The following is a 24,505-nucleotide window of genomic DNA, read 5'->3' as shown; positions in this document are numbered from 1 at the left end:
CGCGGCGGCCGGCGGACTGCCCGGCCACGCCTTCGACGGTTCCATGGACCGGACCGGTCGAAAAGGGGAGAATCTCCTCCCCCCTTCGTGCGGGGCACCCGTCAGGTGCGCCCGCGCGGGGCGAGCGCTGGGGCGGATCAGGGCGCGACTTCGATGGTGATCTCGTCGGCGGTGGCGAGCTGCTCGGCGCCGCCGTCGGCCATGTGCCCGAGGAGGACCAGGCCGGCCGCATGGGGGGCGTCGCGGTAGTAGGTGGCGAGCTGGTTCCAGGGCGCGTAGTACGCCAGGTCTCCGACCTCGGGGTCGGCGCCTTCCGGCGCGCCGGAGGTGGACAGCTTGCGCGGCAGGTCGGCGATCTTCTCGGCCTCGTTGAAGTCGCGCAGCGACAGGGTGAGCGGGAGCTGTGCGGCGAAGTCGCGGGCGGTGTCGTTGTCGTTCAGGGTGGCGTCGAAGCGGTGGCCGTTGATGGTGAGCCGGATGTTCATGGCGGGTGTCCTGCCGGTTGATGCGGTGGCGGCCGAGGCTGTCGAAGCCTGAGGCGACGCTGGCTCGGAGGCGGAGGACGGGGAATCGCTGGCACAGGCGGTCACGACCAGCAGCAGGGCGGTGGCCGGGACCACACGGGCGAGAGTGCGAAGGAGCGCCGGGTTCACGGGTTGTCCAGTGGCTGGTCTGGCAGAGGCTCGGCGTAGTGGCGGAAGCCGTCCCGCTTGGCGTGGATGTCGTACAGACGCTGGGCCAGGACGCCGGGGCTGCTGTGCTCGGCGTCGGGCCGGATGGCTCCGGGAATGATCAGCTGGGCGGCGTGGATGTTCTCCCCCGCGAGCGCGTCGTGCAGCAAGCGGGCGTACGCGCTCTCGGCGGCGAAGGCGATCGAGGTCCCGGCCACGTTCGGATTGGGGCGTACGGCGCTGGAGCCGTTGACGAACAGCAGGGTGCCGCGGCCGAGGGCGCGCATACCGGGCAGAACGGCGTTCACGGCGGTGACCGCACCTTTGACGGAGAAGGCGAACGGGGCGTCGAGGTCGTCGGCGCCGGTGTCGAGGACCGGCTTCATGAAGTCGGCGCGCGGGACGGGGCTGTACTGGAGGATCTCGATGGGCCCCAGAGCGGATGCGGCCGCGTACAGGGCGTCGGTCAGGGACTCGATGTCGAGAACGTCGGCGGTGAAGCCGTGGGCCCGAATGCTGTCGCGGGCCAGCTCGGCGGTCATCTCCTTCAGGCGCTCGGCGTTGCGTGCGATGAGGGCGACGGTGTGGCCGGCGGCTCCGAAGCGGCGGGCCGTGGCCAGCCCGAGCCCGGGGCCGGCGCCGATGAGCGCGAAGGTCGTCATGGGGTTCGTCGTTTCTTGGGTGAGGTGGGACGGGGTGGGCTCCCGCCCACGTCCGCGCTGCCGGTGATGTGGCCCGGACCGTGCGGAGGCGGGTGCGGGGCCAGGCGTGCGCTCAGGCCAGGCTCTTGGTGAAGAACTCGTCCAGTTTGTCGAACGGGATCAGGTCCGTCCTGTCGTAGAGATCGACGTGTCCGGCCTTCGGGACGACGTGGAACTCCTTCGGTTCGGCCGCGAGTTCGTAGGCGTCCTCGCTGAAGTACCGCGAGTGGGCGTTCTCGCCGACGACGAACAGAACGGGCCGCGGCGAGATCCACTCGATCTTCGACAGCAGCGGGAAGTTCATCAACGACATGCCACTCGTCAACGTGAACTGGGTGATGGAGTTCGGGTGGTAGCCACGGGGAGTGGAGTAGAACTCGCCGAACTCGCGGCCGACGGGGTTGGTGTTCTCGTCGAATCCGATGGGCGCGCCGCGCGGGGTCAGGGCGGGGGCGTGGGCCTCGAAGTCCGCGTACCGCTGCTCGGCGATCGCGTCGAGCATGGCGCCTCGTTCCTCCGCGGTGAGGGAGCCCTGCCAGCCCTCCGAGGCGATCCGGGCGATGTCGTACATGACGACCGTGGCGACCGCTTTGATGCGCCGGTCGACCTGGGCCGCGCTGAGCGCGAAGCCGCCGCTGCCGCACATGCCGACGACGCCGATGCGGTCCCGGCTCACGAAGTCACGGGTGCCCAGGTAGTCGACGGCCGCATGGAAGTCCTCGGTGAAGACGTCGGCGGAGGAGACGTGTCGAGGGTCGCCGCCGCTGTAGCCGTTGTAGGAGGGGTCGAAGGCGAGGGCCACGAAGCCGCGCTTGGCCAGGTTCTGGGCGTAGATGCCCGGGCCCTGCTCCTTCACGCCGCCGTACGGTGCGCCGAGGATGAGCGCGGGGTGTTCCTGGGAGGCGTCGAAGTCCTTCGGCCGGTAGAGGTCCGCGGAGATGGTGATCCCGTACCGGTTCTTGTACGACACCGGGATAGGGTGACGTTCTCGTCCAGGTCGAAGATGTAGTTGTCTGCTGCAGGCATTTCTTCGTCTCTTTTCTGCGGTGCTTGCCCAGGGCAGCCGGTTACCGGCCGAGGGTCAGGGCTTGAGCAGGGTCTTGATGGCGCGGCGTTCGTCCATGGCTCGGTAGCCCTCGGCGACCTGGTCCAGGGGCAGGGCGAGGTCGAAGACCTTGCCCGGGTTGATCCGGCCGGTCAGGACCCGGTCGATCAGGTCGGGCAGGTAGCGGCGTACGGGGGCGGGGCCGCCGCGCAGGCCGACGTGGGAGAAGAACAGCTCCTGGCCGTCGATCGCCACCTCGTGCGGGACGCCGACGAAGCCGACGTTGCCGCCGGGCCGGGTCGAGTGCAGGGCCTGCCGCATCGATTCGGCCATGCCGACGCACTCCAGCACGGAGTCGGCGCCGATGCCGTCGGTGAGGTCCTTGACGCGGGCGATGCCTTCGTCTCCGCGCTCGGCGATGATGTCGGTGGCACCGAACTCCAGGGCCAGCTGCTGTCGGGACTCATGACGGCTCATGGCGATGATCCGCTCGGCCCCCAGCTCCTTGGCGGCGATGACGCCGCACAGGCCGACCGCGCCGTCGCCGACGACCACGGCCGTCGAGCCAGGCTTCACCTCGGCGGCGAGGGCGGCGTACCAGCCGGTGCCCATCACGTCGGAGACGGCCAGCAGGCCGGGCACCGCCTCGGCGTCAGGGTGTTCCTCGGTGGCGACGAGGGTGCCGTGGGCGTTGGGGATACGGACGTAGTCGGCCTGGCAGGTGGACATGAACTCGCGGTGCAGGCAGTTGGACTGCCAGCCGTTGCGGCAGTTCGCGCAGGTGTTGTCCGAGGTGGCGAAGGAGCCGACCACGAACTGGCCCGGCTTGACGTTGGCGACCTCGCTGCCGACCTCCTCGACGATGCCGACGTACTCGTGGCCCATCGGGTGCGGGTCGCCGATGGGTTCCGCGCCGCGGTAGGGCCACAGGTCCGAGCCGCACACACAGGTGGCGACCGTGCGGATGATCGCGTCGGTCGGCTGGATGATCTTCGGGTCGTCGAGGTTCTCGAAGCGCACGTCGCCGGGGGCGTAGATGACTGCTCCGCGCATGGGGATGCTTCCTTCGGTGCGAGGATCGGTGAGCCGCAGCCGATGATCTCGATCGGCTGCTCGATAGCGAGCCTCACACGCGAGGGCAGGCGCGAAAAGCGGAGAGATTCATCCTGGGAAGGGAACATCCTGGGAGTAAATCCTCCCCCCTTTCCCGGGTGGAATCGGTGTCATGCTGGGAAGCATGACCGCCAACATCCCCCTCAATGAGCTGGGAGAATTCCTCAAGAAGCGCCGCTCGGAGCTGAGCCCGCGCACGGTCGGACTGCCCGAGACCGACAGGCCCCGCCGGGTGGCCGGGCTGCGCCGCGAGGAGGTCGCCCAGCTCGCCAGCATCAGCACCGACTACTACACCCGTCTCGAACAGGGCCGTATGCAGGCATCGGCGCCCGTGCTGGACGTACTGGCCCGGGTACTCCATCTGGACGACGACGAGCGGGGCTACCTCTTCCAGCTCGCCGGCAAGACCACCACCCGCACCCGGCCACGCAGCAGGCAGAAGGTCCAGCCGCAACTGCAACGGGTCCTGGACGACCTCACCGCCACCCCGGCCATCGTGCAGGGCAGGCGCGGCGACATCCTGGCCTGGAACGCGCTGGCCGCCGCCCTGGTCACCGACTTCTCCCGCATCCCGGAGAAGCACCGCAACTATCCCCGGATCCAGTTCACCGACCACGCCATGCGCACCCTGTACGTCGACTGGGAGACCTCCGCGCACATCTCCGTCGCCCAACTGCGCATGGAGGCCGCGAAATACCCCGAGGATCCCCGCCTGATCGAGCTGGTCGGTGAACTGTCCATGCGCGACAAGCAGTTCGCCCGCTGGTGGGGCGATCACCGCGTAGCGGCCCGCACCGTGGGCACCAAGACCCTCAACCATCCGGTCGTCGGCGAGCTCGTCCTGGACTGGGACACCCTCACCGCCAACACCGACCCCGACCAGCACCTGACCGTCTGGACCGCCGCCCCGGGCTCCCCCACCCACGAACGGCTCCGCATCCTCGCCTCCTGGGCCGCCGACCAGAACCTGCCGGCCTCCTCCCCCCTCACCTGACCGCGACGGGCCGCCGCTGCAGGAGCGGCCGGTGGACCGTGCCGGTAGCCTGTCGCAGCGGTAGACCCGTGACCTGGTCGGTGTGGGCGATGATCTCCGCGGGGATGGACACCTCCCCGTCCCCGGCTGTGCGCGCACCCGAGATCAAGGCCGATCGGCGAGCGCCGCATCAGAGGCACCGTCCAACGGCAGGCGGCGGCCGGCCCCGAAAACAGGAGGTACGGCTGTTCCGACGCGGAACAGCGGAACACTGGGGAGAGAGCTCCTCCGCGATGTCGTCAGGAGATGTCCTGACGGCCGGCCGCGACCGTCTGGGCTACGCCTGTTCCTGGCGTTCCTGACGTTCCTGACGTTCCTGACCTGGCTTGGGAAGCGGTGCGCCGGAACGGGTGGCGCGCACGGGTCCACGCCTGGGACAGGGAGTTGAGGCTGCCGATCGTCACCGTCCGCTCGTCGATCACCGCGATCCTCTGGTGCATGACGTTGACGGGGACGACCGTGTGGACGACGGCCCGCAGGTCCGCGATGAGGCTCTGGCTGTCCGGGCGGGCCTGGAGCTGGTCCTGTCGTCGCGGATGAACACGGTCACTCGCATGCCGCGTCCGGCCGCGGCGTGCAGCGATGGCTGGATGCCGCGCACCCGGTTCGCGACCCTCGGAGCCCGCACGCCCGAGGAGACGGCCGTCTCCATCGCCGCGGAGATCATCGCCCGGGTCCACCAGGGCACGGGCCGACCTCTGACGCGGCTGAGCGGCCCGATCCACCGGCTGCCGAGGCCGACGAGCTACCGGTAGGCACAATCCGTCCGGCAAGCACCAGGTGCCGCTCAGCCGTGCCCGAGTGGGCAGGACGGGCAATCGGTCGTGACGCCCGTTTGCCGCTCTGGGCGTCCGCACGCCTCGCGATGAGCCGAGAAAGCGGCTCTGAACTGGTTCTTTCCCTCAGTCGCGGGTTCAGCGCCCCTGCCGCACCACCCGGGGTAGGGCACCCCGCTCGCACTGATCGTGCCCAGCCCCTCGGCGCGGGAGATGCTGCGGGTCACCGGCGTAGCTCGGGTTGTCGACGCCTTCGCTTCGCTGGACGCCGTCCCCAACCGCTGGGGCGGAGTGTGGAGGCGTCCCACCCCCCGGGTCTCATCGGATGTGCTTCGCCGGCTTGGTGGCGGTGTTGAGCAGGTACTCCAGGGGGCCGCGGCGGAAGAAGCGGGACCAGACGGCGGCGAACAGGATCGCACCGAGGACGAACATGGTCACCGGCGCCCATGACTGCTGGGTGCCCGTTCCGCCGGCCAGGGGCAACGCGGACTGCACGAGGAAGTGGCCGACGTAGGCGGTCAGCGACATGGTGCCCACGGCGACGACCGGTTTCGCCAGGCGGTGCAGTCGCGGGAGGCGGTCCATCGCCGCCGTCGCGCCCACGATCACGAGGATCGCGACTCCGACGCTGCCGATGATGTCGAACGTGGTGCCGCTGTGCGGTCCGGCCGTCAGGAACGACGACGCCGGTGTGTCCGGGAACGAACCGCTGTCGAGGGGCACGGACCCGCTGCCGGGGGGAAGCGACCCGGAGCTGCCGGACGGCGGCCCGTCTTCGGCCGTGCTCCGCAACGCGTCCTTGCCGGCGAGCAGCAGGGACATGCCGTACGCGGCCACGGTGAGGGCGGCGCCGAGGGCGGCCAGGCGCCACTGGACGGCGGTCGCGGACAGGTCGAGGCGGGCCAGCGCCATGCCGGCGATCACGAACGGAATCCAGGTGATCGTCGGGTAGAAGCCGGTGAGCAGCAGATCGAGCACGCCCACGTCGCTGAGCCGGTGGAGCGGATCGTAGGCGTTGACGCTCTGCTGGACCGACTCGGTCAGCAGCGAGTTCAGGGCGAACGCCAGCTGGGGTGTGACCAGGGCGAGTGCGGCCGCGATGATCGCGAGCGTTCTGGCCGACAGTCGCACCAGGGGCAGGGCGAGAAGGAAGTAGACGCCGTGGAAGCCGAGGATGATCACTCCGCCGTACTCCATGGCCATCGCGGTGCCCAGTGCCAGCAGGATCACGGCGCGGATCGCGATGCGAGCCTTCGCCTGGCGGCCGGCCGGCCCGGTCTTCGGCTCCCGGCGGCCGGCGATCAACATCAGCGAGAATCCGGCGAGGGTGGCGAACAGGACCGACGAGTGACCGTCCGCCATGTACCGGACCCAGCTGCCGAGGCCGTGGGTGCCCGACAGCGGGGGGCCGATGTGCACGACGTACATGCCGAACACCGCCAGCGCTCGGGCCAGGTCCACCCCGACGAGGCGTCCCATCGACGGGTCCGGAGAGGCCGGCACGGCGGACTCGGGGGAGGTTCGGGGCTGCGGAGGCGAGTTCTCCTGCGGAGCTGACGTCCCCCGCGGCGGTTGTGTCTGTGTCATATGGAGAATCTCGCGTCGACGTCAGGGGACGGACCATCCGTCAGGCTTCGGTAACGGCCCCGCCGGTCGGCGGGTACCGCCCTGCCGACCGGCTGAGTCCCGTCCCGACCGGTCCGGGGCGACCGGACGGCTGATGCTCCAGCCACTTGGGCGCAAACCGACTGGGCCGGCGGCAGGTCCTGGGCGGTCAGTCCCCGCTGAGGGGAATCCGCAGCCGCACCCGGTAGCCGCCCTCCGTGGTCGGGCCCGCCTCCAGTGTCCCGTGCAGGATGTCAGCCCGTTCCCGCAGGCCGACCAAACCGTGCTGTGATCCGGGGAGGGACAGAGAAGGGCGCATGGGCGGGGTGTTGGCGACGGTCACGCCGACGTGGTCGCCGTCCTGCCAGACCTCGACGCGGGCCGTGGCGCCGGGGGCGTGCTTGCGGACATTGGTCAGCGCCTCCTGGACCGTGCGGTAAAGAGCCCGTTGGGCCGGTGTGCCCACCGTGGGCGGAAGTTGGCCCTTCAGCTGTGCTTGAGTGCCGCTTGACTCCACGAGCTTGTGCAGGTCGGCCAGGGTGGGCTGAGGTGTCAGCTCGGTGGCTCGGCCGCCGGAGGCACGCAGCAGCGTGACCATGGTGCGCAGTTCGTCGAGTGTGGTGACGCTCAGCGAACGGATCGCACGGGCGGCCTCTTTGGCGTTCGGGTCCTTGGCGGCGACCTGCATGGCTCCGGCCTGTACGGCGATCAGGCTGACCTGGTGGGAGACCACGTCGTGCATCTCACGGGCCAGCTGGGCGCGTTCGCGGGCGAGTACGGCCTGGGCATGCAGGGCCCGCTCGTGCTCCCTGGCCTCCTCGATCTCCGCCAGCCGCCGCGCCAAGTCCCGGTGCGCCTGTAGGAGTTGCCCGAAAAGAACCGGGGCGACAGCGGTGGCCAGGCTGTACACGAAGTCGATCAGCGTCATGGTCCGGCCGGCCTCGGCGAAACTGGACAGGGGCCACGGAACGCTGCTCGCCACGGCGGTCACAGCGACGCACCCCGAGAGGAGAGGACGGCTGCGGGAGCGTTCGGCCAGGGTGAACAGCGCCACGAGCGGGGCGAGGGCGACCTCTTGCGTCAGTGCGATGGGCAGGGTGAGCAGGAAGACGCCGAGCGGGAACCTGCGACGGAAGACCAACGCGGCACAGCCGAGCGTGGCCAGCGCGACGCCGAGGCGCGTGTGGTCCCACATGGTCAGCCATACGTCCTCGGCTGCCACCGCCACCAGGACGATGTCGACGACCGGCGCGGGCACCCGCTCCCACAGGGCGCGTGCCCGGCTCATCGTGTGGCCTCGGGCTGCGGGCGCTCGTCGAGCAGCCCGGCCCGCTGCGCCAGCAGCGCGGCCTGCACCCGGCTGGTCACCCGCAACTTGGTGAGGATCGAGCTGACATGGTCCTTGACCGTGCTGGTACCCAGGTGGATGCGCGCCCCGACTTCGGCGTTCGACAACCCCTCGGCCACCAGGACGAGGACGTCGCGCTCGCGGGCGGTGAGCAGCCGGACGCGGGCGGCCTCCTCGTCGACGGCCGCCTCGGTGCCGGGGTGGCTGTGCAGCAGGCTCCGGGACGCCTTGGGGGACAGCACCACACCGCCCGCGGCCAGAGTACGCACCAAGTGGGCGAGCTGCTCCGGCTCGGTGTCCTTGAGCAGGAAACCGGCCGCGCCGGAGTTGAGCGCGGTCAGGATGTACTCGTCGGCGTCGAACGTGGTCAGCATCGCCACGACCGGGGAGTCCGGCATCGTCCGCAGTTCGCGCAGGACGGTCAGCCCGTCGACGTCCGGCATCCGGATGTCCAGCAGCACCACGTCCAGCGACTCTCGCGGAGTGAGAGCCTGCGATCGGATGATCCCATAGCGGGCGGCGGCGAGAACCGTCTGCTCCGAGTCGGTGTCGAGGGTGCTGGTCGCATGCGCCTCGGAGTACACGAACCTCTTGCTGTCCTTATGCGTGAGGACCGTGAACGGACAATTCACGCCCGCGTTGTCCTCGCAGTCGACCGGCATGACTTGAAGCTCCACGTTCCGCTTGTCGCCGATCAGCAGAAGGTGCTCCAACTGCCCCCGTAGTACGTCCTTGCCGCCGTAGCGGTGTCGCAACACTGCCTCGTCCATCACGAAGCTCAGCAAGGGTGCGGGCCGACGGTCGAAGATCTCCTGCCGGGCCAGTCGGGCGGTCACCCGCTGCTCGATCGTCTCCTGGTCAAGGGGCGGACACCGCATGGCGAGCAGGGCCCTCATGTACTCCTCGGTCTGCAGCAGGCCGTTGACCACATGGGTGTCGTACATGAGCAGCTCCAGAGCCCCCTTCTCCAAGGCCGCCATGCCCTGGAAGAAACACCGGATACTGAGCCCGCTCCACCTGCTCCTTCCACACCGTCAGCAACCCGCCGGCGTCCAGGACGTCGTCCGCCCGCTCGATGGTCCTGGGTGCGGGGATCCGCCGGCCCTGCTCGTACGACGCGACCGTGGACGCCGAGTATCCGATCCGCCGTCCGAACTCCTCGCGCTCCAGGTCCGCCCGCACCCGCAGCGTCTTCATCGTCTGCCCGAACGCGATGACCACGGCCTGGCCGGACGTGTCCGCTGTCGCCTGTCCCGCGTCGCCTGCCATCACGGTCTCGGACCCGTCGTCCGCGCCCTCGGTCATCGCTACCGCCTCCCTGGCTCAACGCCGTCCCGGTGGCCTCGTCACGCCGCGCATCTCGTACTCGTTCCGGCGCGATGCGTACAACGGGCCGTGTCGGTGCGTCACTGCTGGTCACGCTACGCCACCAACGGGACCGTTGTCGGTATGACGAGCAAGCCCGGCAGTCCCAGCCGTACCACCCAACGCATGCGCCCCACCGACTACTTGGCCGCCCCACACGACCTGCTCGATCACACCTTCGAGATGCGCTTCACCTCCACGCCCCGGGGCGCCCGCCTCGCCCGGAGACTGGCCGCGCACCGACTGGACGTGTGGGGGATCCCGTACGACACCTACGCGCACGACGTGATCGTGCTGGTCGTCGCAGAGTTGACCGCCAACGCCGTACGGCACGGCCACGTCCCCGGCCGGGACTTCCATCTGCTCCTGCGCACGAGCGAATCCGCCGACACGGTCAGGATCGAGGTCACCGACACCCGTACCGATCGCACGCCGCCTCAGCCGGAAGCGCTGCCCGCCCCCGGCTCAGAAACCACCAGCGGCCGAGGGTTGCTGCTGGTGGCGGGTCTCGCCACCAGCTGGGGCTGGCATCTGCGGCCCGGAGGCCCGGGCAAGACCGTCTGGGCGGAGTACGTGTTCGCAACTCCGACGTGAGCCCGTGAACGCGGTGGAAGAATGTGCCGAGATGACCTCCAGCGACTACAGTCCGTTCGCCCACCTCACCGCCCCCAACGCCCTCCTCTACCGTCAGGTCATGCGGGCCTTCCTTGTCGCCAAGGAGAGGTTCGCGGTGCATCTGCGGCCGGAGGACGTGTACGCCGCCCTGGACGCGGGGAACCGGCCCGCCGACCTCGAGGCGGTGACGCAGGCGCTGGACAAGCTCGTGGACTGGGGGAACCTGCGGGCCGACCCGGACCATGCGCGGGTGACGGCGGTCGAGGACTTCTACCGCAGGCGGTTCATCTACCAGCTCACCCGGGCCGGTGAGGCGGCCGAGGCGGCGCTGGGGACGTACGACGAGGTGCTGGGGCGGCGCGGGGAACTCCAGGCGGTCGCGCTGCACGACATCGTCACCCAGCTGCGGGCACTCCTGGTGATCGCCGCGGAGGACGAGCCGGACCCGGCCAAGACGTACGTGGCCCTGTCCGTGCTGACGGCACGGTTCGCCGATCTCGCCGACAACGCCCGTGCTTTCATGGGCTCGCTGCAGCGCACCATCGACCTGCACGACATCGAGGTCGAGGCGTTCCTCGCCTACAAGGACCGGCTGATCCAATACCTGGAGCGCTTCATCCAGGACCTCATCACCCTCGGCGGGCGGATCGCCCTGCTGATCGGGGAGCTGGAGGAGCGGGAGCGAGTCGGTCCGCTGCTGCGGTGCGCCGCGGCCCGTGAGGCCGCCGACGCCGCTCCGGAGGAGGCCGAGCGGGCGGAGGCGGTGGCGTACGAGCGGTGGGCCGCGCGATGGTCCGGGCTCGCCGAATGGTTCGTGTCGGGGGAGGGGCGGGAGTCGCAGGCCAGGCTGCTGCGCGGGCGGGCGCTCAACTCGATCCCGCAGCTCCTGGCCGTCGTACGGCAGCTCAACGAGCGGCGGGCCGGACGCTCGGACCGCTCGGCCGACTTCCGCACCCTGGCGCGCTGGTTCGCCCAAGCGCCGGACGACGCGGCACGGCACCGGCTGTGGCGGGTGGCGTTCGGGCTGCACTCCGCCCGGCACCTCACCGTCGACGCCGACACCCTCGCCGAACGGACGGCTTCCCCGGAGCCGGCCTCCACTCCCTGGAGCGAGGCGCGGCCGCTGAGGATCAGCCCTCAGCTGCGCCGCACCGGCAGTTACGAACGGCGTGGCAAGCCGCGCAAGGTGGCCGACCGGGGGGAGGCGAAGCGCCGGCTCGCCGAGATCGCCGCCCGGCAGACCGACGAGACCAGGCGGGCACGGGACCGGCTCGTGACGGGCGGGCCGGTGCGGTTGTCCCGGATCGGTGAACTCGACCCGCTCGCCTTCCAGTTGTTCCTGCGGCTGCTCGGCGACGCGCTCGCCACCTGGCGGCCAGGTACGACCACCACCGCGGCCACCAGCGGGGACGGTTCGATGGAGATCCGGCTGACCGCCCTCGACGACGGATCGACGGCCGAAGTGCGCACCCCCGACGGTGTGTTCAGCGGTCCCGACCACCTGATCGACATCGTCGACCTCACAGTGGGGCACGATGACCGCGCCGCACCGGCGTCGGCACCCGTCCCCATCCCTGTTCCCCGACGGGCCACCGCTCGCCAGCTCACGGAGGACCGATGAGCGGCCCCCTCGCCGAGGTCCTCGACGGCCAGCGGCAGGCCGACCTCCGGAAAGCCGCCCGCGCCCTGCTGAAGGAGCCGCTGCTCACCGCTGACGGGCCGTACGCCGACGAGTTCCGGCTGGTGCGCCGGCACGCCGCCGAGCTGCGGGAGTGGTTCGAACGCAACGTCGGCTGGACGCTGCGCACGGACGCCGACGCCGCACGGCTGCGCAAGACGCCGGGCACTCTCACCGACGCCACGCACCCGGCGCGCGAGGCCGCCCGCAGTGCCCTGCCCTTCACGCGCCGCCGCTACGTCCTGCTCTGCCTGGCCCTGGCCGCGCTGGAACGGGGCGAGTCGCAGGTGGCACTCGGACGCCTCGCCGAGCAGGTCGTCCTGGCCGCCGCCGATCCCGAACTCGTCGCCGCCGGGATCACGTTCACGCTGGAGCGGCGCGATGAGCGCCTCGACCTCGCGGCCGTCGTCCGCCTACTGCTGCGGCTCGGGGTGCTGCGGCGGGTGGCCGGCGACGAGGACGCCTACGTCAGCGGAGCGGGTGACGTGCTGTACGACGTGCGGCGGCGCGTGCTGGCCGGGATGCCGGCGTCCCTGCGGGGTCCCTCCATGGTCGAGGCCGAGGGCTTCGAGGAGCGCCTGGTGGAGATGACGGCCTGGACCGCCCTCGACAGCGACGAGCTCAGGTTCCGGGCGGTCCGCTGGAAGCTGACCCGCATCCTCTTGGACGACCCGGTGCTGTACTACGACGACCTGGCCGACGACGAACTGGCCTACCTCACCCGCCAGCGCGGCTTCATCACCGCCCGCATCAACGAGCTGACGGGACTCGTCCCGGAGGTCCGGGCCGAGGGCATCGCCATGGTCGACCCGATGGACGACCTCACGGACGCGCGCATGCCGGAACAAGGCACCCACGGTCACATCACGCTGCTGCTGGCGGGGCACCTGGCACAGGCGGGCGGGCCCCTGGAACCGGCGGAGCTGGCGGCCCGCGTACGGGAACTGGCCGCGGAGCACGGCGGGTTCTGGTCCAAGTCGGCGAGGGAACCGGGAGCCGAGCCCGAACTCGTCGAGCAGGCACTGACCAAGCTGGTGGCGCTGGGACTGGCCGAGCGCACCGAACGGGACGTCGTACCGCGGCCCGCCCTCGCGCGGTACGCGGTCGGCGAGCCTGTCGTCAGGGAAGCCGGACGGGTCCGCAGACCCCCCGCCACGACCGTGCAGCCCGCGCGGCCCGTGCAGGACGAAAGGTGAACCGTTCCGTGACCGCGCTCCCCGGCCCCGAGTCGCCCGGCCCCGCGCTCCCCGCTCCCGCCCCCGGCCGGTGGCGGCCCCTGCGCATCGGGCTCGTCGATCTCTTCCACTACGACGTCGAGGAGTTCTGGTTCCGCGACGGCCGACTGCTGCTGCGCGGCAACAACGGCACCGGCAAGTCGAAGGTGCTCGCCCTCACCCTGCCGTTCCTCCTGGACGGCGACCTCTCCGCCCGCCGCGTCGAACCCGACGGCGACCCGGGCAAGCGCATGGAGTGGAACCTGCTCCTGGGCGGCGCCCACCCGCATCCCGAACGGCTCGGCTACACCTGGATCGAGTTCGGACGGCTCGACGGCGCCACGGGCGAGGCGCACTTCCGCACGCTGCTGTGCGGACTGAAGGCGGTCGCCGGACGAGGCATCGCCCGCCACTGGTTCGCGGTCACCGACCAGCGGATCGGCGCCGGCCTCGACCTGCTGGACGCGACCGGGACGGCACTGTCCCGGGACCGGCTCGCCGAGGCCGTCGGCAGCCACGGCATGGTGTACGACACGGCGAAGGCCTACCGCAGAGCGGTCGACGAAACCCTGTTCGGGCTCGGGGAGCGGCGCTACGGCGCCCTCGTCGACCTCCTGATCCAGCTGCGCCAGCCCCAGCTGTCCAAGCGCCCCAGCGAGGCCGCCCTGTCCCGGGCGCTGACCGAGGCGCTGCCGCCGATGGACCAGGCGGTCGTCGCCGACGCCGCGGAGGCGTTCCGGTCGCTGGACGAGGAGAAGGAGGAACTGCGGGCGGCCCGCGAGGCCGAACAGGCGTCCTCGGCGTTCCTCGACCACTACCGCCGCTACGCCCGCCTCGCCTCCCGGCGCCGCGCCCGCCTGCCCCGCCGCGAACACGCCCGGTACGAGAACCTGCAACGGGAACTCGCCAGGGCACAGGCGGACCGGGACCGGGCCTCGGCGGAACGCGAGGAGGCCGCGACGAGGGGCGCCGCCCTCGACGAGCGGGCCGCGCGGCTGGCCGCCCAGGAAGCCGCGCTGCGGTCCCGTCCTGAGATGCGTGACGCCCGTGCGCTCGATCGGGCCGCGTACGACGCCTCCCGCACGGCCGCGGAGCTGAAGCGGGCCGAGGCCGACCGGCGTACGGCGGCCGAGGCGCACACCCGGGCCCTGGGCCGGCTCGCCACCGCGGACAACCGGCTCACGGCAGCCCGGGAGGCGCTGGACGGCATCAGGGACCGGGTGGCCGAGAGCGCCGCGGCCGCCCGGCTCGACCTCCCCAGGACCGAGGGAGCCCCCGACGCGGTCCTGCGCCGGGAGGCGGACGAGGCGACCGCGAGCAGGCGGCGCGCCGTCGAGCACATGGCGGAACTCGTCACGCGCGCCGAGCAGGCCGAGGAGCGCCACCGTGCCGCTCGGCTGCGCGTCGACGAGGCCGACGAGGAGGTCGTGCACGGGGAGGAGCGGCTGGCCGAGGCGGACGAGGACGTCGCCCTGGCAGGGCGGGCCCTGGTCACAGCCGTGCGTGAGCGTCTTTCCGGGTGCGTCGAGCTGCGGGTGCCCGGGCTGCCCGCGGTCCTGGACGCAGTACAGGACTGGGCGAGCTCACTGGACGGCCCACTGCCGGCCCGTACGGCCGCGAGCGAGGCGCATCGCGCCGCCGCCTCCCGCCTGGCCGACCGGGCGGCCGGACTGGCCCACCGCGAGGCGGCGACGGCGGAGCGGCAGCGGTCGGCGGTGGAGGAACTGACCGCCCTCGAAACGGGTGGGGAGCGCGGCCCCGCGGCTCCCCCGACGCGCACACCCGGCGTGCGGGACCGGGGCCCCGGTGCTCCGTTGTGGCGGCTGGTCGACTTCCGTCCGCACCTCACCGAGGCCGACCGCGCGGGACTGGAAGCCGCGCTGGAGGCGTCCGGACTCCTCGACGCCTGGGTGCGGCCGGACGGCTCCTCGGTCGCGGCGGACGGCCATGACCTACTGCTCGACCCGGTCGGGCTGCTCGGCGGAACCGGCCTGGACCGCGCGCTGTGGCCGGCGGTCGACCCCGCCGACGCGGGGGCCGCAGCCGTGGGGGAGGAGACGGTCGCGCGCCTGCTCGCCTCGATCGGGCTGGCCGCGGACGACGGCGACGGGCCCGGCGAGGCCTCGTGGGAGGCCGGCGGCCACGACACCTGGGTCTGCGCGGACGGGCGCTTCCGGGTCGGGGCGCTCACGGGAAGCTGGGCCAAGGACAGCGCCCAGTACGTGGGGGAAGGAGCGCGGGAGCAGGCGCGTCGCGTCCGTATCGGGGAACTGCGCGCCGAGATCGACGGCTTGGCGGCGGAGCGGGAACGACTGGCCGAGGAGTCCCGCGCCGTGGCCGGGCGCCGTGCCGTGCTGGACGCCGAACTCGCCGCACTGCCCGGCGACGACGACCTGCGGCACGCCCACGCACGCGTCACCGCCGCGACCGAAGCGGTCCGTCGCGCCCGCGCCCGGCGGGACGAACGGGCCGCGGAACTGGCTCCGGCGGCGCGATGGGCCGAGCGTGCCGCGGCCGAACTCGCCGGCACCGCGGCCGCCCTGAACCTTGCCACCGACCACACGGCACTCGGCGCCGTTCGCCAGGCGCTCGCCGACCACACCGCCCTCCTGGCGGGCCTGTGGCCCGCACTGCGCGAACGCGCGGAGGCCGAGCGCGCGGTGACCGGCGAACAGGAGGAGACCCACCGGGCCCAACTCCTCGTGTCCGAACTCGCGGAGCGCGCCACGGAGGCGGCCCGGGTGGCCGCGGCGGCGGACGAGCATCTCTCGACGCTCCGCTCCACTGTCGGAGCGGCCGTAGCCGAGCTTCAGCGGCAGCTGGAGGAGACGGCCGAGGCGGCCCGGGTCTGCGAACAGGAACAGCAGCAGGCCCGGGCGGAGTACAGCGACGCCGACCGACGGGCCGGCCGCGCCGAGGGACGCATCGAGCGGCTCGCCGAGGACGTCACCGAGGCGACCGCCGCGCGGGAGGAAGCCGTCGCGGCGCTCCAGCGGTTCGCCGCGACGGGACTGCTCACCGTCGCGCTGCCCGACATCGATGTACCGGACGACGGCGCAGGGACATGGGCGGCGACCCCCGCGATCGCCCTCGCGCGGGCCGTGGAGTCACGCCTCTCCTCGATCGACGACACCGACGCGGCCTGGGAGCGCGTGCAGAAGCGGCTGAGCGAGGAGTTCGGCAGGCTCCAGGACGCGCTGTCGCGGCACGGCCACACCGCCACCGCCCGCCCGAGCGAGGACGGCATGCGGGTCGACATCGTCTACCAGGGCCGGGAACGGGCCGTGCCCGAACTCGCGGAGGCACTGGCCGTGGAGGTGGCGGAACTGACCCGCATCCTGTCCGCACGCGAGCGTGAGATCCTCCAGACCCATCTGATCACCGAGGTCGCCGGGACGCTCCAGGAACTGATCGGGGCGGCCGAACGGCAGGTGGCCGCCATGAACAGGGAGCTGGAGGAGCGCCCGACCTCCACGGGCATGAAGCTGCGGCTGGTGTGGAGAGCGTCCCGCCGGGCCCCGCAGGGACTGGCCCAGGCCCGCGAACGGCTGCGTCAGTCCGCCGACGCGTGGTCGCCCGAGGACCGGGCCGCGGTCGGCGCGTTCCTCCAGGAGCAGATCGCCCACCGGCAGGCCGACGACAGCGCCGGCAGCTGGCTGGAGGACCTCACCGCCGCCCTCGACTACCGGTCCTGGCACGAGTTCGGCGTCGAACGCCACCAGCACGGCAAGTGGGTGCCGGCCACCGGCCCCGCCTCGGGCGGGGAGCGGGTCCTGGCCGCGTCCGTGCCCCTGTTCGCCGCCGCATCCTCGCACTATGCGAGCGCGGGCGGCGCGCACGCCCCGCGCCTGGTCACCCTGGACGAGGCGTTCGCCGGCGTCGACGACGACTCGCGCGCCAAGTGCCTCGGCCTGCTGCGCGCCTTCGACCTCGATGTCGTCATGACCAGCGAACGCGAGTGGGCCTGCTACCCCCAGGTGCCGGGCATCGCCATCGCCCAGCTCTCCCGCGTCGACGACATCGACGCCGTACTGGTGACGCGGTGGGAATGGGACGGCGGCGAACGCAGGCGCGGCACGGAGCCCGGTGCCCCGCCGGACGCGCTCGGGTCGGCTGCCGGTGCCGGCGACTTCGGCGAGGGGGCCGACGGGCCGGTGAGTCCTTTCGGTGAGCCAGGGCGGACCGCCTCCGTCGACAACGCCGGCGGACAGGGGGCCCTGTGGGGGTGAACCATTCGACGACCTCGTCCGACCGCGACGGAGTCCGGGCGGCGGCCGGACGCATGACACCGCCGGACGCCACCCCGGACGCGGTGCCGACCGGGCCGCCACCGGCGGAAGCCCGGACCGACATCGATACCGAGCGCCTCGGACGTCTGCTCGGCGATCCCGGCCTCGCCTGGTTCGTGGACCGCGTGCGGCAACGCATGGCACGCGGCCGGCCGCTCACCAGGTCCGTCACCTTGTCCGACCCCGACGAATCCCAACGGCGCGCCGCCGATCGCCTGCTGGGACGAGCACCGCGACCCAGTGGCTCCCTCAGCATCCGCCTCGCCACCGTGGACGAAATCCTGCGGCGCTCCGGTGTCAGCCCCGACGGACTGGCGGTGGCCGTCGTCGCCCTCACCGGTCCGGTCGTACTCCACGCCGAGACACGGAACAGAGAGGAAAGGGCCTGGCAGGAGGCGTACGCCCCGCTCGGCATCCTCGACGCGGAGCTGGCCCGCTGGGCCGAGCGGATCCGCAGTGACGGTCTCGTACGGCGCCTCGCCCGCACACCGGAGGCGGCGGGCCCCCTGGTGGAGGCCGCCGTGCGCACGTTGCGTGCGCTGCCCGCGTCACCCCCGACATCGAGGGCGACGTTCGCGGCACAGAACCTGGCGGGCGCCCATGCCCTGGACGAGGGGACTCCGCTCGCCACTCTCGTGCTGTCCGGCATCCGTTGCCTCACCGGCTTCCCCGACGGCTCCGGTGCGCAGTGGCGGCGGGAGGCGTGGGCCTCGGCGGGCTTGCTCAAGGACGACCTGTCATCGACGGTTCTCACCCTCAACCTGCGCGGTACTCCACCCCTCGACTGGTTGGCCGACGCGGGGGAGCCGACGGTGCTGACGCTCCGCTCCCTCACCTGTCACGCACCGGTTGTCTCCGTTCCGACGACGGGAACCGTTCACATCTGTGAGAACCCGGCCGTGCTGTCCGCCGCCGCCGACACCCTCGGCCCGGCGTGCCCACCCATGGTGTGCCTCCAGGGGCAACCGTCGGCCGCCGCGCTCACCTTGCTGCGCGAGCTGTCCATGCGCGGAGCCCGCCTCCTCTACCACGGCGATTTCGACTGGGGCGGAGTGCGCATCGGCGCAGCACTGGCGCGAAGCGTCCCTTGGCGACCATGGCGCTACACGGCCGCCGATTACCGAGCCGCAGTGACCGCGGTGACCGAAGTGACCGCAGCCTCGCACCTGACGGGCCCGCCCGCCGCAACTCCTTGGGACCCTGCCCTGGCCGTCGCTCTCGCCGAGCGCGGTCTTCGGGTCGAGGAGGAATCGGTGCTGGACGACCTGCTCAGGGATCTTGGGCGGGGGTTTCGCTGAGGCGCGTCCGCAGAGGTCCGCATCAGCCGGCCTTGGTGACGTTGTGAGCCGGCGGCCTTGCTGGGGTGATCGCTCCGGCCCGGCCAGGACGGCCCTGACGCCCGGGCTCGGTCGTCAACGTGGCCTGCGTCGAAGTGCCATGGGCCGCCCCCGCCATGGCGGAGCGGTGGGGGACCTGCCCTCGCCCTCGGAGGTGTACTCGCCGATGGTCGGGGCTTCGTCACCCCTTCCCGTAGTCCTCGACCAGTGTGGCGATCAGCGCGAGCAGCGCGTCCGCCCGGTGCCGGTCCTCGCGCTGGTCGCGCAGGGACTCGTCGGCGGCCCGGAGCCGGGCCAGGGCGAGCGGTTCGCCGTCCACCACGTCGTCGACCAGCGGCATGGTGAGCAGGTCCAGGCACTCGGTGAGCAGACGGCGGGTGGCGGGCGAGGGCGGGCCGGGGGCGGGGTCGGCGTACGTGGTGGTCAGGTACCGCGCCGGGTCGGTGAGGCTCCAACCGGCGACGGTGCCGTGCTGGACGAGGAGCGCCACGTCGGGGGCGACGCCGATGCGGGCCTCCAGGGGTTCGTCGAGGACGCCGAGGTCGCGCAGACAGATCAGTTCGGCGTCCCCCGGAGCACGGCACAGCACCGTGCACGTCTCGTGCCGGAAGTCCCGGACCTCGTCCGCGCGGAGCCCGCCCCGGCGTACGGCGGGCAGGACGGGAAGGCGGGTGGAGGTCTCGGCGTCGGCGGACACGTACGGCAGCTGGAGTTCGACCCCGACCAGCTTCCGGCTGTCCGGGTCGAACCGGAAGACGTCAGGTGTGTCCCACAGCCGGTCCCGGCTGCCGAAGGTCTGCGCGAGGAACCGCTCACGCTCCTGCACGTCCGCGTACCGCGTGACATCCACGGAGTCGCCCGTGAAGCGGGGGGTCATGGGCAGCGGATCGTCCGTCACCGTTGCGCGCCAGTCGCCGTCGAACGACAGTCTCGTGGTCATTCCTGCCTCATCTGATCTGCTTCGCCGGGGCCAAGTAGCCGTCCTCGGTGGGAATCCTGCCCTGCACGATGTCCTCGTGGGTCACCGGAGCGCCGGGGTCGCTCGGACTGCCACCGAGCGCGTCCGCGCCGGAAGGACCCTTGATGCCCGAGTCTCCGTAGGCCGTGATGGCCTGACCCTGCTTGGAGCCGGGACCGTAGACCACGGCGATGTCGTCGTCCTTGCGGAAGATGAAGTTTCCGGCCTGGCCCTGTGACTGGTACACGGCATCGGGGTTCTTCAGGATGTCCAGGACCTGTTCGTCGGTGAAGCCGTGCATCGTGTCGCCGTGGTACTTGGGATGCTTGTTGATCTCACCGTTGCGCGCCCTCTCGGCGATGTCGTCCAGGATCTTGTCGACCCGTTTCTGCGCCTTCTCCTCCTTCGTGTACTTGGGCATGAGGCCCAGCGGGTCGCACCCGCTGTGCGGGTTGTCCACGTACGCGAGGGGGTTCGGGGCGGGAGCCAGGCCGAGGGGGTCCGGCGAGGTGTAGCGGCCGGTCCCGGGGTCGTAGTGGCGGAAGCAGTTGTGGTGCAGGCCGGTTTCGGGGTCGTAGTACTGGCCGGGGAAGCGGAGCGGGGTGTAGGCACTGCTGTCGCGGGACCAGGCCGTGGTGCCCCAGAGCGTGCTCCGGGTGCGCCAGGCGATGCCGCCCGTCTCGTCGATGAGTTCGGTCGGTGTGCCGACGAGGTCCGTGGCGATGGCGAAGAACCGCCGGTCGATCTCCTCCTGGCGGTCGTCGGCCGTGAGGATCCGCTCGGTCTGGGCGAGGGGGACGACATCACGGTGGTCCCAGGTGAGGGCGACCGTGTTCGGGGCGTCCGGCCGGTGGCTCGTCTGTTCGCACAGGGTCAGGCCGTCCCAGGTGAACCGGACCTCCTCGGCCACGCTCTCGCCGTCGGCCGCCAGGCGCTGTTTCGCGGTGCGACGGCCGAGGGGGTCGTAGCGGTACCTCCACCGGGTTCCGTCGGGGGTGGTCACGGAGGTGAGGCGGTTCTCCGGGTCCCAGGAGTAGCGCCAGGTGTCCGGCTTGCGGGACAGGCGGGTCCGCTGCCGCAGGACGACCCGGCCGAGGGCGTCGTGCTCGAAGCGGACGTCTCCGGCGCGGGTGAGGGTGGTGCCGGTGTAGGCGCGCGATCCGGTGGCCTCGTGGCCGGGGTGGCCGGAGGGCCAGGACGCCGAGGTCTGGTTGCCGGCGTCGTCGTAGGCGTACCGCTCCGTCCATCCCCGGGCGTGGACGGCGGTGACGCGGCCCACCCGGTCGAGATCGAAGGTGCGGGAGCCCGACAGCCGGTCCACGACCGAGGTCAGCCGACCATCGGCACGGTAGGAGTAGGCACGGCCGTTGACGAAGCGGCCTTTGGCGGTGATCCGCTGTGTGGCGAGCCGTCCGGCTTCGTCCCAGGCGGACGTCATGGTGATCGCGTCGCCGAAGACGCGGGCGACCTCCCGGCCTGCGGCGTCGTGCGTGAAGTCGATGCGGTGACCGCCGCTGGTCAGGCGTTGGGGCAGTCCGTCGGCGCCGTAGGAGCAGGAGGTCACGTGACCGGTGGGCGTGGTGCGGCGCGTGCGGCGGCCCAGGACGTCGTAGGCGTACAGGACGGCCCGGCCGTCGACGAGTTCCGCCTTGGTGAGTCCGCGGCGGTCGTACTGGTAGCGCAGTTCGCCGTCCGGTCCGGCCGCTTCCAGCAGGCGCCCGGCCCGGTCGTAGACGTAGGTCGTCACCCGGCCGTCGACGTCCTTGGTGACCACCTGGCCGAGTCGGTCGCGCTCGAACGAGACGGTCCCGCCGAGCGCGTCGACGCGGGCGGCCAGCCGGCCCGCCGCGTCCGTCCGGTAGGTGAGGGTGCGGCCGTCGAAGTCCGTCTCGGAGACGATGTTGTCGGCGGCGTCGTACTCGTAGGTCCAGGCCAGCCCCTGCGGGTTCGTGACGCGGGTGAGGCGCAGCCCGGCGTCGTGCTCGAACTCGTAGCGCGCGCCGTCGGGTCGGACATGGGCAGCCGCCAGGTCGAAATGGGTGTACTCGAAGCGGGAGACGCCACCGGACGGGTCGGTGCGGGTGAGCAGGTTGCCCTCGCCGTCATAGGTCCACGACTCGGTGGAGCCGTCGGGACCGGTGCGCCGGGCGAGTTGCCCGTCGGCGTCCCACTCCAGGCGGGTGACGCCGCCCGCCGGATCGGTGACGCGGATCGGCCTGCCGAGGGCGTCCCGCTCCGTGCGGGTGAGGGCGCCGACCGGGTCGGTCACCTCCACGGGCAGGCCCGCCGCGTCACACACCACGTGTGTCGTGGAACCGAGAGGGTCCGTGATCGAGGTGAGCCGGCCGGTGTGGTCGTACGTATAGCGGGTGGTTGCGCCGGCCTGGTCGGTGACCGCCGTGCGGTTGCCGCGTTCGTCGTACGCGTGGACCATGCGGGTGCCGTCGGGGCCGATGACCTCCACCGGCAGGCCGAACGGCCCGCGCACGGTGCGCAGTTCGCTGCCGTCAGGGCGGACGGCCGAGACGACCCGCCCCTCCTCGTCGTAGGAGAAGACGGTGGTGAGGCCCAGCGGGTCGGTCCGGGTCACGAGGTTGCCGCCGCCGTCGTAGCCGAACCGGGTGGTGTGGCCGAGCGGGTCGGTGAGGGCGAGCCGACGGCAGCCGGGGCCGTACAGGTGGCGGGTGACCCGCCCGTCCGCGGTGGTCAGGACCGTCGTGCGGTGACCGGTCTCGGCGTCCGGTTCGGTGTAGGACAGGGTGATCTGGACGTGGCCGGCCTCGCCGCCCTCCGCCACGACGCGGTCGCGGTCGTCGTAGACGTAGTCGTAGCGACTCGAGTTGGAGTCGATCCAGGCGATGACGCGGCGGCGGTCGTCGTAGACGAAGGTGGTGACGGCGCCCGACGGTTTGGTGACCGTGGTGAGGTCGCGGTCCCGGTAGCCGTAGCGCATCAGCGGCAGATCCGCCCCGCCCTCGCCCGCGCCGGCCAGGGACAGGCCGGTCACCAGGCTGTCGGCGACGGACAGGGTCACCCGATGACCCGCCGAGTGGACCAGGGCCAGCGGCAGTCCGTCCGCGCCGCGGTCGACCTCGACGGCGTGGCCGTTGCGTTCGGTGACGGCCGACAGCCAGGCGACGCCGTCGGCCCCCGGTTCGCCGCCGGACGGGGCGGCGAAGTGGAAGGTCAGACCGCTGTCGAGGGCGGTGACCGTGTAGCCGCCGTCGGTGTCGCGGGCCAGGAGCGTGCGGGCCCGCTCCGTCTCCGGCCGGGTGGGGGAGCCCGGAACGGGGTGCGGATACGGCACCAGAAGTCCCTCGGCGGTGACGTGGACGACACCGATCGCGTCGATCTCCAGACGCTCGTCGACCGTGGACGTCCACGCGGGCCCCAGGAAGCGGCCGGTCGCGGTGCCGGACTCGGTGCGGCGGGTGAAGACCAGCGGGAGGACACCGGGGATCTCGAGGTCGGTCTGGGGCAGGAACATCCGGCCCGAGGCGAGGTCCACCGGGTCGGTGCCGTCGGTGGGGCGTTCGCCGTCCGGGCGGCTGTGGGTCCCCTCCGGGGCGTCGTCGATCAGCCGGCGCAGCCGCGCGGCGTCGGCGGCCTCCTCGGCGATCCGCACGCCCTTCACCGCGGCGCCGCCGCCCCCGGTGGCCACGGTCAGCGCGACGTCGGGCAGCAGCCGGCCGAAGCCCTCGGCCGGGTCCTTCATGAAGTCGCTGATCATCTGCTTGCCGGTGCCGACCGGGTCGTTGGCGGCCACCACCAGGCCTGCGGCCAGGCTGTTGAGGGACGTGGCGTACTCGGCCGGGTGCGTGATGTTGTACGGGTCCAGGGGGTTGACGCCGCGGACGAAGTTCAGCAGCCCCGCCGTGCCCTTGACGACACCGCCGCCGACGTGGTCGCCCATGAGCTGGAGTTCCTGCATCCCGTCGCCCAACTGCTCGGCGTAGGACGGCTTCTGCGGAGCCATGTCGCGGGCGGCGCGCACCGCCGTGCGCGCGGTCTCCGCCGCCGAGTTGCGCTGCTTGCGGGCCTCGGCGAGGAGGTCCTGAGCGTCCTGCATCAGCTTCCTGCCGGGATCGTCGAACGTCGCCGCGGGCTTCGGCGGCAGCGAGGCCGGGTCGCGCTTGTCCGCGGGCTGGGCGTTGTAGCGATCGACGGCGCCGTTGTAGTCGTCGACCTTCTTGCGGTGGGCGTCGGCGGCGTCCTCGGAGGCCTTGACGCCCTCCTTCCACTTGTCGATCGCGGTCTGCGCCTGCCCCTGTGCCCAGGTGACGGTGCCGGCGAACGCGTCCAGCGCACCGACCGCCTTCGCGCAGGCGTCGGCGGCGGCGTACCACTTGGGCGGCTGGGTGCTCACCGCGGTACGCAGCGCCTCGGCCGTCTCACCCTCGAGCCGGGACGAGTCGAGCCCCTTGAGCCCGTCGCCTGCGTCGTCGAAGGCCGACTGGAAGGCGCGGAGCTTCGTGGCGGTGGCGTTGATCTCGCTCGGGCTGCCGTAGACCAGCTTGGTCTTGTCCTCGGTCTGCCCGAGGTCCATCTCGTCGACCTCGGCGCCCAACCGGTCGGCGACCGAACGGGACTGTTCACGCACCCAGTCCGCGCCGGACTCCCAGCCGACGTCGTCCAACCGGTCGGCGGTCCAGTCGCCCGCGTCCTCGACCCGGTTGCCCACCCACTCGACGCCGTCCTCGACCGCGTCCTCGACCGAGTCGGGCGTGATGTCACTGATGAAGTCGCCGATGCCCACC

General features: G+C 71.9%; 14 protein-coding genes and 3 pseudogenes. 7 read left to right on the top strand and 10 right to left on the bottom strand.

Translation table 11 applies throughout. The features are described from left to right. Positions 1-137: 137 nt before the first annotated feature. The 4 genes from QQM72_RS33770 to QQM72_RS33755 form a co-directional block, all read right to left on the bottom strand. On the bottom strand, positions 138-485 hold the full coding sequence (locus tag QQM72_RS33770) for a cyclophilin-like fold protein (RefSeq protein WP_314224634.1): 348 nt from the start codon (positions 483-485) through the stop codon (positions 138-140). A gap of 164 nt (positions 486-649) precedes the next feature. Then, on the bottom strand, positions 650-1,333 hold the full coding sequence (locus QQM72_RS33765) for an SDR family NAD(P)-dependent oxidoreductase (RefSeq protein WP_314224633.1): 684 nt from the start codon (positions 1,331-1,333) through the stop codon (positions 650-652). Positions 1,334-1,445: 112 nt separating this feature from the next. Further along, complete coding sequence (locus QQM72_RS33760) at positions 1,446-2,342, bottom strand: alpha/beta hydrolase (RefSeq protein ID WP_314224632.1); 897 nt, start codon at positions 2,340-2,342, stop codon at positions 1,446-1,448. Positions 2,343-2,453: 111 nt separating this feature from the next. Next, positions 2,454-3,470 (bottom strand): zinc-dependent alcohol dehydrogenase family protein, encoded by a 1,017-nt coding sequence (locus tag QQM72_RS33755; protein WP_314224631.1) that lies wholly within the window; start codon positions 3,468-3,470, stop codon positions 2,454-2,456. Between the two features lie 172 nt (positions 3,471-3,642). Here QQM72_RS33755 and QQM72_RS33750 point away from each other — a divergent pair, with 172 nt between their 5' ends. Beyond that, entirely contained in the window at positions 3,643-4,524 is an 882-nt protein-coding gene (locus QQM72_RS33750) for a helix-turn-helix domain-containing protein (RefSeq protein WP_314224630.1), read from the top strand. A 653-nt stretch (positions 4,525-5,177) separates the two neighbouring features. After that, positions 5,178-5,318, top strand: a pseudogene (locus tag QQM72_RS33745) (XdhC/CoxI family protein); the annotation flags it as partial. A 339-nt stretch (positions 5,319-5,657) separates the two neighbouring features. Here the strand turns inward: QQM72_RS33745 and QQM72_RS33740 are convergent. The 4 genes and pseudogenes from QQM72_RS33740 to QQM72_RS33725 form a co-directional block, all read right to left on the bottom strand. Then, entirely contained in the window at positions 5,658-6,818 is a 1,161-nt protein-coding gene (locus QQM72_RS33740) for a DUF418 domain-containing protein (RefSeq protein ID WP_314224629.1), read from the bottom strand. A 295-nt stretch (positions 6,819-7,113) separates the two neighbouring features. Continuing rightward, entirely contained in the window at positions 7,114-8,232 is a 1,119-nt protein-coding gene (locus QQM72_RS33735) for a sensor histidine kinase (RefSeq protein ID WP_314224628.1), read from the bottom strand. Continuing rightward, positions 8,229-8,771 (bottom strand): annotated as a pseudogene (locus tag QQM72_RS33730) (response regulator); the annotation flags it as partial. The gene QQM72_RS33735 and the pseudogene QQM72_RS33730, both read right to left, overlap by 4 nt. Beyond that, positions 8,751-9,561: pseudogene (locus tag QQM72_RS33725) on the bottom strand (helix-turn-helix domain-containing protein); the annotation flags it as partial. The pseudogenes QQM72_RS33730 and QQM72_RS33725, both read right to left, overlap by 21 nt. A 180-nt stretch (positions 9,562-9,741) precedes the next feature. On the opposite strand from QQM72_RS33725, the gene QQM72_RS33720 reads away from it, so the two are divergent. The 5 genes from QQM72_RS33720 to QQM72_RS33700 are packed head-to-tail and all read left to right on the top strand — an operon-like array spanning position 9,742 to position 18,751. Beyond that, the gene (locus QQM72_RS33720; protein ID WP_314224627.1) at positions 9,742-10,251 is read left to right on the top strand and encodes an ATP-binding protein; all 510 of its coding nucleotides are present in this window, start codon (positions 9,742-9,744) and stop codon (positions 10,249-10,251) included. Positions 10,252-10,282: 31 nt separating this feature from the next. Then, positions 10,283-11,893, top strand: coding sequence for a TIGR02677 family protein (locus tag QQM72_RS33715; protein WP_314224626.1), 1,611 nt, complete (start codon positions 10,283-10,285; stop codon positions 11,891-11,893). Then, positions 11,890-13,146, top strand: coding sequence for a TIGR02678 family protein (locus tag QQM72_RS33710; protein ID WP_314224625.1), 1,257 nt, complete (start codon positions 11,890-11,892; stop codon positions 13,144-13,146). Before QQM72_RS33715 ends, QQM72_RS33710 begins: the two co-directional genes overlap by 4 nt. A gap of 8 nt (positions 13,147-13,154) precedes the next feature. Then, a complete protein-coding gene (locus QQM72_RS33705) occupies positions 13,155-17,393 on the top strand; it encodes a TIGR02680 family protein (protein WP_314224624.1) in 4,239 nt (1,412 codons plus the stop codon). Continuing rightward, complete coding sequence (locus QQM72_RS33700; protein ID WP_314224623.1) at positions 17,390-18,751, top strand: TIGR02679 family protein; 1,362 nt, start codon at positions 17,390-17,392, stop codon at positions 18,749-18,751. The genes QQM72_RS33705 and QQM72_RS33700 overlap by 4 nt, the downstream gene beginning before the upstream one ends. A 220-nt stretch (positions 18,752-18,971) precedes the next feature. On the opposite strand, the gene QQM72_RS33695 is transcribed toward QQM72_RS33700, so the two are convergent. Next, a complete protein-coding gene (locus QQM72_RS33695) occupies positions 18,972-19,730 on the bottom strand; it encodes a hypothetical protein (protein WP_314224622.1) in 759 nt (252 codons plus the stop codon). 7 nt (positions 19,731-19,737) lie between these two features. After that, complete coding sequence (locus QQM72_RS33690; RefSeq protein WP_314224621.1) at positions 19,738-24,504, bottom strand: putative T7SS-secreted protein; 4,767 nt, start codon at positions 24,502-24,504, stop codon at positions 19,738-19,740. Position 24,505 lies beyond the last annotated feature (1 nt).

The sequence above is a fragment of the Streptomyces zaehneri genome (genome assembly GCF_032248645.1).
In the GTDB taxonomy this organism is placed as follows: Bacteria; Actinomycetota; Actinomycetes; order Streptomycetales; family Streptomycetaceae; genus Streptomyces; species Streptomyces coriariae.
This window is presented reverse-complemented; position numbering and strand designations above follow the sequence as displayed.